General features: G+C 67.5%; 14 protein-coding genes. 9 read left to right on the top strand and 5 right to left on the bottom strand.

Features of this window, described 5'->3' with window-relative positions; all coding sequences use genetic code 11:
* The coding region (locus G3N93_RS25320; RefSeq protein WP_206134196.1) for a response regulator at positions 1 to 404 on the bottom strand (404 nt) is incomplete at its 3' end.
* 348 nt (positions 405 to 752) lie between these two features.
* On the opposite strand from G3N93_RS25320, the gene G3N93_RS25315 reads away from it, so the two are divergent.
* Positions 753 to 1,307: a DUF4946 domain-containing protein gene (locus tag G3N93_RS25315; RefSeq protein WP_206134195.1), complete on the top strand. Its 555-nt coding sequence runs from the start codon at positions 753 to 755 to the stop codon at positions 1,305 to 1,307.
* 98 nt (positions 1,308 to 1,405) lie between these two features.
* Positions 1,406 to 1,834 (top strand): hypothetical protein, encoded by a 429-nt coding sequence (locus tag G3N93_RS25310; RefSeq protein WP_174936010.1) that lies wholly within the window; start codon positions 1,406 to 1,408, stop codon positions 1,832 to 1,834.
* A 47-nt stretch (positions 1,835 to 1,881) separates the two neighbouring features.
* On the opposite strand, the gene G3N93_RS25305 is transcribed toward G3N93_RS25310, so the two are convergent.
* The gene (locus G3N93_RS25305; RefSeq protein ID WP_011355611.1) at positions 1,882 to 2,106 is read right to left on the bottom strand and encodes a hypothetical protein; all 225 of its coding nucleotides are present in this window, start codon (positions 2,104 to 2,106) and stop codon (positions 1,882 to 1,884) included.
* A 337-nt stretch (positions 2,107 to 2,443) separates the two neighbouring features.
* Here G3N93_RS25305 and G3N93_RS25300 point away from each other — a divergent pair, with 337 nt between their 5' ends.
* Genes G3N93_RS25300 through G3N93_RS25290 form a run of 3 tightly spaced genes read left to right on the top strand, consistent with a single transcriptional unit; the run spans position 2,444 to position 5,122 of the window.
* Complete coding sequence (locus G3N93_RS25300) at positions 2,444 to 3,133, top strand: DUF969 domain-containing protein (RefSeq protein WP_206134194.1); 690 nt, start codon at positions 2,444 to 2,446, stop codon at positions 3,131 to 3,133.
* The gene (locus G3N93_RS25295; protein WP_174936006.1) at positions 3,130 to 4,080 is read left to right on the top strand and encodes a DUF979 domain-containing protein; all 951 of its coding nucleotides are present in this window, start codon (positions 3,130 to 3,132) and stop codon (positions 4,078 to 4,080) included. Before G3N93_RS25300 ends, G3N93_RS25295 begins: the two co-directional genes overlap by 4 nt.
* Before the next feature lie 19 nt (positions 4,081 to 4,099).
* Entirely contained in the window at positions 4,100 to 5,122 is a 1,023-nt protein-coding gene (locus G3N93_RS25290; RefSeq protein ID WP_206134193.1) for a DUF2891 domain-containing protein, read from the top strand.
* A 27-nt stretch (positions 5,123 to 5,149) separates the two neighbouring features.
* Here G3N93_RS25290 and G3N93_RS25285 read toward each other — a convergent pair whose 3' ends face one another.
* Together G3N93_RS25285 and G3N93_RS25280 are read right to left on the bottom strand one after the other, a co-directional pair.
* Positions 5,150 to 5,608, bottom strand: a complete 459-nt coding sequence (locus G3N93_RS25285) for an SRPBCC domain-containing protein (protein ID WP_174936001.1) — start codon at positions 5,606 to 5,608, stop codon at positions 5,150 to 5,152.
* Positions 5,605 to 5,961, bottom strand: a complete 357-nt coding sequence (locus G3N93_RS25280; RefSeq protein WP_174986636.1) for a helix-turn-helix transcriptional regulator — start codon at positions 5,959 to 5,961, stop codon at positions 5,605 to 5,607. Before G3N93_RS25280 ends, G3N93_RS25285 begins: the two co-directional genes overlap by 4 nt.
* Positions 5,962 to 6,055: 94 nt before the next feature.
* Here G3N93_RS25280 and G3N93_RS25275 point away from each other — a divergent pair, with 94 nt between their 5' ends.
* Positions 6,056 to 6,679 (top strand): FMN-dependent NADH-azoreductase, encoded by a 624-nt coding sequence (locus tag G3N93_RS25275; protein WP_206134192.1) that lies wholly within the window; start codon positions 6,056 to 6,058, stop codon positions 6,677 to 6,679.
* A gap of 202 nt (positions 6,680 to 6,881) precedes the next feature.
* A complete protein-coding gene (locus G3N93_RS25270; RefSeq protein WP_206134191.1) occupies positions 6,882 to 7,205 on the top strand; it encodes a hypothetical protein in 324 nt (107 codons plus the stop codon).
* A gap of 63 nt (positions 7,206 to 7,268) precedes the next feature.
* Here G3N93_RS25270 and G3N93_RS25265 read toward each other — a convergent pair whose 3' ends face one another.
* Positions 7,269 to 8,093 (bottom strand): IclR family transcriptional regulator, encoded by an 825-nt coding sequence (locus G3N93_RS25265; protein WP_206134190.1) that lies wholly within the window; start codon positions 8,091 to 8,093, stop codon positions 7,269 to 7,271.
* A gap of 187 nt (positions 8,094 to 8,280) precedes the next feature.
* Between G3N93_RS25265 and G3N93_RS25260 the strand changes: the two genes are divergently transcribed.
* Together G3N93_RS25260 and G3N93_RS25255 are read left to right on the top strand one after the other, a co-directional pair.
* The gene (locus G3N93_RS25260) at positions 8,281 to 9,936 is read left to right on the top strand and encodes a GMC family oxidoreductase (protein ID WP_206134189.1); all 1,656 of its coding nucleotides are present in this window, start codon (positions 8,281 to 8,283) and stop codon (positions 9,934 to 9,936) included.
* Positions 9,937 to 10,064: 128 nt separating this feature from the next.
* Positions 10,065 to 10,560: MFS transporter (locus tag G3N93_RS25255; protein ID WP_206134188.1), on the top strand; the 496-nt coding region annotated here is incomplete at its 3' end.

The raw sequence follows: 10,560 nt of genomic DNA, 5'->3' as shown, positions 1-10,560 counted from the left end.
CCGGGAGCGTCGAGCAGGCGGCCGATCTGGTCGATCTTCGCGAGCAGCAGGCGGGTCGTGTCACCGGCCGCGCCGTCGCCGAGCCGCGGCGTATCGACCGCATCGAGCGCGCCGGCGCCCATCGCCTCGAACACGCGCCATGCATTCGCGCCGATGCAGCTCGTCACGATCAGGATCGCGCACGGTCGTTCGGATCGCATGATCCGCCGCGTTGCTTCGATCCCGTCGAATTTCGGCATGATCAGGTCCATCAGCACGACATCGGGCGGCTGCGCGGCGCACAGCTCGACGGCTTGCGCGCCGTCGGTCGCGACCCACAGCACGCGGTGCTCGGGCCGGCGCGCGATCGCGCGGCGCATCGCCTCGACGGCAAGCGGGAGGTCGTTGACGATGCCGATGTTCACAAGCGGAATTCTCCGGTCGGTTCGTAATGTTGGAGGTGGGCCGGGTTCATGGAAGGGGCTGCCTGTACGGCGCCGCCGGGCGGCATCGGCGGCCGGACGGCACGGCATTCTTTTCGGTTGGCGACGCCCGCATGCTGTCATGCGGCGCGGGCGGCGGCAATCGAAAAATTTGCGCATTGTGCCGTTTCAGTGCGTTTCCTCTATGACGACACGCGTCCGGATGCCGCCGCCGGCCGCCGGACGGCGCGTGAAAGCCGGTCGCCGCTGGCGGGCGGACGGTACGCCATGCGATCATGACGCGCCCATCGCACCCTTCCGCCCTCCGCAGCGCGAAATCCGCCGAACGACATGAACCAGAAGCCCCGTTTTCGACTGACCGTGCGTGTCATTTCCGTATGGTCGTGCATCGGGGCGGCGACGGCGTTTGCCGGAGCGCCCGATACCGTTGCGTGGCCGTCGGGATGGGAAATTTCGCCAGGTCCCGCGCCGGCCACCCGCGCCGGCAAGACGCTGCCCGGCTCAAACGACGTCGCGGTGAAACGCGGCGCGTCGGGTACGGCCGACGCCGTGATGTCGCTGATGCGGATCGTCCGGACGGATCGCGGCGCGGCCCGCCTCGATCACGAGTTCGACACGCTGCAGCACACGATCGTCGAAGGCTACCGGAGTCGCGGCTGGACCGCGCAGTGCACGGCCGCCGGGCAGATGTCGCTGGGCGGCCGTCCGGGGCTTGCGACGACCTGCGACATGCAGCGCGCGGACGGGACGGCGATCCGGCAGACGCTCGTCGCGACGATGAGCGAGACGACCGTGTACGGGCTGTCCTATACGGCGCCCGTCGACCGGTTCGACGCGAGCAAACCGGAATTCGATACGATGCGCGAGCATTTGACCGTGCAATAGCGAGCGATGCAGGAGAGACGAAGCATGAAGGACAATCAGGCGGCACCGTCGGCACGGCGGCGCGGCACCGGCGGGGAACCGCCCGCGAGGCACGCGCGATGACCGCGCCCGACACGATACTCGTCAGCCGCGACCCGTACGCGCCGATCGTGACCGAGCACGACGGCCGCTTGCTGTACCGGATCTATATCGAGAGCGGGCACGCGTCGTTCTACCGCGATTTTCCGGTCGATCCGGACGCGGTGCGCGTGCTGCGCGACGACGCCGAGCGCTTTTACTTCCTGTTCGCGGCGCTTCACCATCCGTACCAGCTGAGCGCAACGAACCTGTCCGACGCGGAACGCGAACGCTACTTTCGCACGATCCTGTTTGCCGGCCGCGACGACGTCGAAGCCTTCATGACGGAACTCGACCGCGCCAGCAACGGCGCGGTCGCGAACCTGCTGAGGATCTTCACGCAGGCCGACTACCGGCAACTGCGCGCGGGCCGGTGGTTCGACATGGGCGCCGGGACACCGGCCGCGTAGCGCCCGCGCCGGCCCGTCATCCGCTTCAACGGGGGGCGGGCGCGCCGTCAGTGGCTGCGCGCGTACCCCTGGATCAGCGCGCGCATCATCCCTTCGACCGTCGCGTCGAGCAGGTCGGTTTCCTGCTCGGACTCCTCGACGAGCGCGGCATAAGCGGTCGCGAGCGTCACGCGATCGACCTCATGGCGTTGCTCCATCAGCGTCACCATTCCGTCCTTCGCCAGATGAGCGGAGAACGCGCGGCTGCCGATGGTCTGGAATACGTCAATCATGGCGGCTCTCCCGTCCGTTGCCGATGTTTTCCAGTTTAGTCGGCGCACCGGGGCTTCGCCACGCGCGGCGGCCTGTCTCACGCCACCCCGGGAGCGAGGGGCGCGCATGCCGCAACCGGCACGTTCGCACCGGCCGACCGTCCCCCAATTCCTTGGATGAAACACCGCCGACACATGGCCCGGGCACGGTATTCGCACGCTTCAACGTTTACCCGAAGCAGCAAATTGTCGACTATTTATCGATAAAATCTCGTGTTAGATTGCGCCGTCCGAGCCCGGTCCAAACCGGGCAGGCGGCGCATTCCAAGGCGCCGCGCGTCCGATACAAGGAGGAGCAATGCTGGTGCTGATTGGGGTGCCGATCGTCGTGATCGGTTTTGCGCTGCGCTTCAATGCGCTGCTGGTGGTCACGATCGCGGGGCTCGCGACGGGGCTGGCGGGCGGGCTGAATCTCGTCGACATCATCAGCGCGTTCGGCAAGGCGTTCACCGAAAACCGCTACATGGGGCTCATCTGGCTGACGCTGCCGGTGATCGCGCTGCTCGAGCGCAACGGCCTCAAGGAGCAGGCGAAGCGGATGATCTCGCGCGTGCAGGCGGCCACCACGGGCCGCGTGCTGATGCTGTACTTCGTGCTGCGCCAGGCGACGGCCGCACTCGGCCTCACGTCGCTCGGCGGCCATGCGCAGATGGTGCGGCCGCTGATCGCGCCGATGGCCGAGGCCGCCGCCGTCAACCGGCATGGCGAGCTGCCCGAATCGGTGCGCCAGCAGATCCGCGCGCATGCGTCGAGCGTCGACAACGTCGCCGTGTTCTTCGGTGAAGACATCTTCATCGCGATCCAGTCGATCCTGCTGATCAAGGGCTTTCTCGAGCAGAACGGGATCTCCATCGAGCCGCTGCACCTGTCGGTGTGGGCGATCCCGACGGCGATCGCCGCACTCCTGATCCACTGCACGCGCCTCGCGCTGCTCGACCGCCGGCTCACGCGCGGCTTCGGCCTGGTGGGGCAGGAGGGCGCGCGATGATCGGCCTCGAATCGCTGTACACGCTCGCGGGGCTGATGTTCGCCGCGTTCGCCTTCTTCAACCTGACCGACCGCACGAACCCGCGCCGCATCGTCAATTTCGCGTTCTGGGCGATCTACGCGGTCACGTTCCTGCTCGGCAAGTTGCTGCCGCATTTCGTGACGGGCTGTCTCGCGATCGCGCTCGCGGTGATCGCCGGCTCGGGCAAGCTCGGGCGCGGCAAGTCCGATGAAGCCGGGGAAGCCGCGGCCGTGCGGCGCGAGACACTCGCGCAGCGTTTCGGCAACAAGCTGTTCCTGCCCGCGCTGCTGATTCCGGTCGTCACGCTGATCGGCACGTTCGCGCTGAAGCTCGTGCCGTTCGTCGACCAGAAAAGCGTGACGCTGATCTCGCTCGTGCTCGGCACGCTCGTCGCGTTCGCCGTCGCGCTCGCGATGCTGCGCGATTCGCCCGTGCATGCGGTGAAGGAGGCACGCCACACGATGGACGCGGTCGGCTGGGCCGCGATCCTGCCGCAGATGCTCGCGGCGCTCGGCGCGCTGTTCGCGGTCGCGGGCGTCGGCGGCGTGGTGTCGGGGCTCGTGAAGGAGTGGGTGCCGATCGATTCGCCGTTCGCGGTGGTCGCGGCCTACACGGTCGGCATGGCGCTGTTCACGATGATCATGGGCAACGGCTTCGCCGCGTTCCCCGTGATGACGGCCGGCATCGGCCTGCCGCTGATCGTCCACCAGTTCCACGGCAACCCGGCGATCGTCGGCGCGATCGGGATGCTGAGCGGCTTCTGCGGTACGCTGATGACGCCGATGGCCGCGAATTTCAACATCGTGCCCGCGGCGCTGCTCGAATTGAAGGACAAGAATGGCGTGATCAAGGCGCAGTGGCCGACAGCCGTGCTGCTGCTCGCCGTGAACACGCTGCTGATGTATGCGTTCGTATTCCGTTTCTGACTCGATGGACGAGATGCCCATGACCGACCGACTCACGCCCGAACTCGCCTCGAAATTCGCGTCGCTCGCGCTCGCGCACCTGACCCGCGAATATCCGAACAAGCTCACGCATTCGCTCGCCGGCCCGCAGGACGTGCAGGGGCCGCGCGCACTTCACCCGATCTTCTACGGCAGCTACGACTGGCATTCGTGCGTGCACGGCTACTGGCTCGTGCTGCGCGTGCTCGAACGCTACCCGGCGTTGCCGGAGGCCGAACGCATCGTCGCGATCGTCGATGCGCACTTCACCGATGCGAACGTCGCCGGCGAGCGCGCGTATCTCGCGCTGCCGCACAACAGCGGTTTCGAGCGTCCGTACGGCTGGGCGTGGCTGCTCGCGCTGTCGGCGCAGCTGGAACGGCTCGCGCTGAAGGGGGCGATGCCGCAGGCCGCGCGCTGGGCGAAGACGATGGCGCCGCTGACCGACCTGTTCGTGTCGCGCTTCGAGACCTTCCTGCCGAAAGCGACCTATCCGCTGCGGGTCGGCACGCACTTCAACACCGCGTTCGCGCTGGCGCTGACGCTCGATTTCGCACGCGATACGCAGCGCGACGGGCTCGCGGCGCTGATCGTCGATACCGCGCAGCGCTGGCATCTGAACGATGTCGCGTGCCAGGCGTGGGAGCCGTCGGGCGACGAATTCCTGTCGCCCGCGCTGATGGAGGCGGAGCTGATGCGGCGCGTGCTGCCGGCCGCCGAATTCGACGGCTGGTTCGCGCGTTTCCTGCCCGATCTCGCGCGCGGCGAGCCGGCGACGCTGTTCGAGCCGGCGACGGTCAGCGATCGCAGCGATGGCAAGATCGCGCACCTCGACGGGCTGAACCTGAGCCGCGCGTGGTGCCAGCGTGCGCTCGCCGGCGCGCTGCCGGAAGGCGATGCGCGCCGCGCGAAGCTGCTCGAGGCAGCCGACCGGCATCTTGCGAGCGCACTCGCGCACGTGGCCGGCGACTACATGGGCGAGCACTGGCTCGCGACGTTCGCGTTGCTCGCGCTGGAGGCGTAGCGCGCGGGAAGGGGGCTGCGCCGCGGTTCAGGCCCGGGGGCGCGCAATCGTTCGGTCGCCCCGGGCCCGCAGCGACACGTCGAGCTTGTCCAGCATCTGCCGCCAGCCGATCGATACGCCTTTCGGCGCGAGTTCGGACGGTACGCGCTCATGCGTCAGCACGAGCTCGCACAGGCCGTCGCGGTCGAACAGATCGACCGTGACGAGCGTTTCCTGCTGGTTCATGTACGAGGACTGCCACGTGAATACCAGCTTCGACGGGCGGTCCAGCACCCGGTATTCGCCGGTGTGCGTGTATTCGATGCGCGACGAACGCATGAAGATGTGAAAGCGTCCGCCGACGCGCGGTTCCAGCATCGCGTCGCAATGCTTCATCGTGCCGGGCAGCATCCACGCGCACAGCCCGTCCGCGTCGAGCCACGCGTCGAACACCTCGTCGCGCGACGCGTGGAGCAGCTTGCGGACCGTGATCGCATGAGCGCTCATGCTCGGGGCGGCTTCTGCTTGCGCCTGGCGGCGAGATGCCGGTCGAGTGCGTCAAGCCGCTCGCTCCAGAACACCGTGTAGTGGTCGAGCCAGCGCTGTACTTCCTCGAGATTCGCTGCGTCGAGCTGGCACGTGTGCTCGCGCCCCCGGATTTCGCGGCGGATCAGCCCCGCTTTCTCGAGCGTCTTGACGTGCTTGGAGATCGCATTGAGGCTCACGTCGTAAGGTGCCGCCAGCTCGCCCACGGTCAGGCTGCCGTCGCGCAGCCGCCCGAGTATCGACCGCCGGGTCGGATCGGCAAGCGCGCTGAAGATGGCGTCCAGCCTGTCGGGCGAACGATCGTGTGGATTCATGGAGAGACTCATGACGGAATTATATTCAACCACAAGGTTGACAATCAACCTTTGGGTTGAATAACATCGGATCGCCTTCAACCGGAGAACTCCGATGTTCAAGTTATTGCAGATCGATTCGAGCCCGATGGGCGATGCGTCCATTTCGCGTCGACTGACGCAGGAGTATGCGCGCAACTGGCTGCATGCGCATCCCGACGGGCGCGTCGTGGAGCGTGATCTGTGTCGCATTGCGATGCCGCCGATCGACGCGGCGTGGATCGCGGCGAACTTCACGCCGCCGGACCTGCGGACCGCGCAGCAGAACGAGATGCTGGCTTTGTCGACGACGTTCACGACCGAGTTGCGCGATGCCGACGAATACGTGATCGGCGTGCCGATGCACAACTGGGGGCCGTCCGCGAACTTCAAGCTCTGGCTGGACCACATCGTCAGGCAGGGGGAGACCGTTGAAACGACGCCGTCCGGGCCGCGCGGGTTGCTCGGTGGGCGGCGCGCGACCTTCGTGATTGCGGCGGGATGGCGGTACGGGCCGGATGCGGAGCGGGCGCAACGCAACTTCCTCGAACCCTGGCTGCGGACGCTGTTCGGTTATCTGGGTGTCGACGACATGCGTTTCGTGATGGCGGACGGTGCGGCGGATGTGTTCACCGGCAAGGCCGATAGCGCGGTGTTTCTCGCGCCCCACGTCGACGCGGTGCGCGCGTTGTTCGCATAGGTTGACCGGCATCTCGCGAACGCATTCGCCCACGTGGCCGGGCACGGGCTTGTTGCGACGTTCGCGTAGCTCGCGCTGGACGCGTGGCGCGCGAAACCCCGCCGGCGGCAAGGTCTTCGGGGCGCGGCTATACTCGCCGCTCGGGTTGCATCGCGCCGCATGCGTTGCGCGATGCGGCCATTCGTTTCCTTGCCGCCTCGCCATGGACAAGCTCATTTCATACGTCGCCGCGATCCACGGGCTCTCGGGCCCGGTGTCGATCGTGTCGCACACGACGTCGCACGACCGCTGGATCGACGACGACGTCGAGGTCACGCGTGACGAAACCGAATACCGCTTCGACAACGGCGCGATCGTGCGCCGCTCGGTCGAGCAGGACCGCGCACCTTCCGATCTGCTGTGCGCGGAATGCTGGATCGACTACGACGTGCTCCGCCATCCGGATGCGCAACCGATCGGCCCGACGCGGATAACGTTCGACAACGCATGCCGCGAGACTTTCTGGCTGCGTTATCACCTCGCGTGAACGGGTGACTGCGTGAACGCCTGAGCGTGTGACCGAACGTCGGCATGAACACACTCGGCTGCGTCAACCCTGCGTCACGCCATCCGCCGCATGCAGCAGCGGCGCCAACCGCGTCGCCGCTTCCCGCATCTTCGGCACGTTCTCCAGCAAATCGTTGAGCGTCGCGCGCGCGGTCGGCGCATGCACGGCGAGCGCCGCGAGCACGCGGCCGCTGGCTGCCTCCTTCACCGGCACCGCGACGGCCACCATCCCGCGCACGAATTCCTCGTTGTCGATCCCGACGCCGCGCGCGGCGAGCCGGTCGAGCTCGGCCGCGAGCAACTGCGCATCGGTCAGCGTCCGGTAGGTCATCTTCTTCAGCGTGAGCCGCGCGAGCATCGCGTTGCGCTCCAGCGCATTCATCTGCGACAGGAACAGCTTGCCGCTCGCCGTGCAATGCAGCGGCACGCGCATGCCGGGCCGCATCTCGAGCCGCAACGGCTCGGTCGTTTCGACGCGTTCGACGTACAGCACCGTGTCGCCGTCGAGCGCGGTGAGGTTGCAGGTTTCGCCGAGCACGTCGACGAGCGAGCGCAGCACCGACCGGCAGCCGCGCGTGAACGTGTTGTTCGACAGTGCCGCGAGCGCGAACTGCGCGGCGCGCGGGCCGAGCGCGATGCCGCGGTCGTGGCCGCGCGAATCGGGCATGTGGATCACGTAGCCGCGCGTTTCGAGCGATTCGATCAGGCGCAGCAGCGTCGCCTTTGGAATGTGCAGCCGCGCGGCGAGCTGCGACAGCGTGTACGGCTGGCCGGCCGACGCGAGCGCTTCGAGCACCGCGAGGGCGCGCAGCACGCGCGCGTCGTCGGCGGGCGCGCCATCGGGCGGCGCGGGGGCGGTTTCGCGCATGTGTCTCCTCCGTCGGGATCGGCGTGCGTCCCGGGATGGTGTGTGCGATGGAAATGAAACGAATTGAACGGTTTTTGTACCACATTCGCGGCGTGGACAATAAATCGGCTTGTATGCGTTCCGTGTGCTCAATAAATTTGGACAAAACATACCGGATTTTTCCAATACCCCGGAACGGAGACACGGAATGACACGCAGCTTCGACTATGTCGTGGTCGGCGCGGGATCGGCCGGTTGCGTCCTCGCCAACCGGCTGTCCGACGGCGGCCGCCACACGGTGTGCCTGCTGGAAGCCGGCCCCGCCGACAAATACATGTGGATCCACGTGCCGATCGGCTATGGCAAGACGATGTTCCACCCCGTGTACAACTGGGGCTTCCACACCGATCCCGATCCGAACATGCACAACCGCCGCCTGTACTGGCCGCGCGGCCGCACGCTCGGCGGCTGCAGCTCGATCAACGGGCTGATCTACGTGCGCGGGCAGCAGCAGGATTACGACCACTGGGCCGCGCTCGGCAATCGCGGCTGGAGCTGGCGCGATTGCCTGCCGTATTTCCGCAAGCTCGAACACAACACGCTCGGAGAAGGGCCGACGCGCGGTACCGGTGGCCCGCTGTGGGCGTCCGCGATCCGGCAGCGGCACGAACTCGTCGATGCGTTCGTCGCCGCATCGAACCAGCTCGGCGTGCGCACGGTCGACGATTTCAATACGGGTGACCAGGAGGGCGTCGGCTATTACCAGCTCACCACGCGCAACGGGCTGCGCTGCTCGACGGCCGTGGCCTACCTGAAGCCCGCGCGCGGACGGCCGAACCTGCATGTCGAAACCGATGCGCAGGCGCTGAAGGTGCTGTTCGACGGCGCGCAGGCGTCTGGCGTACGCTACGTCCAGCATGGCAAGGTTCACGAGGTGCGTGCGCTGCGCGAGGTGATTCTCGCGGCCGGCGCGCTGCAGTCGCCGCAACTGCTGCAGGTGTCGGGCGTCGGGCCGGCCGCGCTGCTGGACCGGCACGGGATTCCGGTCGTCGCCGATCGCGCGGGCGTCGGCGAGAACCTGCAGGACCATCTGCAGATTCGTCTGATCTACGAAGTGACGAAGCCGATCACCACCAATGACGAACTGCATTCATGGGTCGGCCGCGCGAAGATGGGGCTGCAATGGGCGCTGTTCCGCGGCGGCCCGCTCGCGATCGGCATCAACCAGGGCGGGATGTTCTGCCGTGCGTTGCCGGACGAATCGGCGACGCCCGACATTCAGTTCCATTTTTCGACGCTGTCGGCCGATTCGGCAGGCGGCAGCGTGCATCCGTTTCCCGGCTGCACGTATTCGATCTGCCAGCTGCGGCCCGAATCGCGCGGCACCGTGCGCATCCGCACCGACGATGCGCGCGACGCGCCGTCGATCCGGCCGAACTATCTCGACACCGAGCGCGACCGCCGCACGACGGTGGCCGGCGTACGCTTCGCGCGACGTGTCGCGGCCACCGAGCCGATGGCGTCGCTGATGAAGCGCGAGGTGCGGCCGGGCGCGGACGCGCAGACGGACGACGAACTGCTCGAGTTCTGCCGGGAATACGGGCAGACGATCTTTCATCCGTCCGGCACCGCGAAAATGGGCGTCGCGAGCGATCCGCTCGCGGTCGTCGACGAGCGGCTGCGCGTGTACGGCACGCGCGGGTTGCGCGTGGTCGACTGCTCGATCATGCCGACCCTCGTATCGGGCAATACCAACGTGCCGATCGTGATGGTCGCCGAGAAAGCGTCCGACATGATCCTCGAGGACGCGCGCGCGTCCGATCGTGGCCGCAGCGTCGCGCCGGCCGCCGAGGCGCTCGCATAGGGCGTCGCCACGCATCCACCCGCGTGGCCCGTGCTCCTGCGCCCGGACGGCCGCCGCGCGTTCATCGATGCCCCCGCCGGTACGGCGCCGGGGCAGGTTGCGGCGCATCCTTACCTGGAGAAGCTCGCATGGCTATCGATTCCCGGGTCGTCCGACGCGTGGCCGCGGCCAGCGTGATCGGCGCGACCGTCGAGTGGTACGACTTTTTCCTGTACGGCGTGGTCGCCGGCATCGTGTTCGACAAGCAGTACTTTCCGTCCGGCGACGCGTTCGTGTCGACGATGCTCGCGTATGCGACGTTCGCGGTCGGCTTCGTCACGCGACCGCTCGGCGGCTTGCTGTTCGGCCATCTCGGCGACCGTGTCGGGCGCAAGTCCGCGCTGATCCTGACGATGCTGATCATGGGCGTGTCGACGGCCGGCGTCGCATTCCTGCCGACCTACGCGCAGATCGGCATGTGGGCGCCGGTGCTGCTGCTGACGCTGCGCGTGCTGCAGGGCATCGGCCTCGGCGGCGAGTGGGGCGGCGCGGTGCTGATGGCGTACGAGTACGCGCCGCCGCACCGGCGCGGGCTGTATGCGAGCCTGCCGCAGATCGGGCTCGCGATCGGGCTGTGCCTCGCGA

The organism is Burkholderia sp. Se-20378, assembly GCF_017104665.1.
In the GTDB taxonomy this organism is placed as follows: domain Bacteria; phylum Pseudomonadota; class Gammaproteobacteria; order Burkholderiales; family Burkholderiaceae; genus Burkholderia; species Burkholderia lata.
This window is presented reverse-complemented; position numbering and strand designations above follow the sequence as displayed.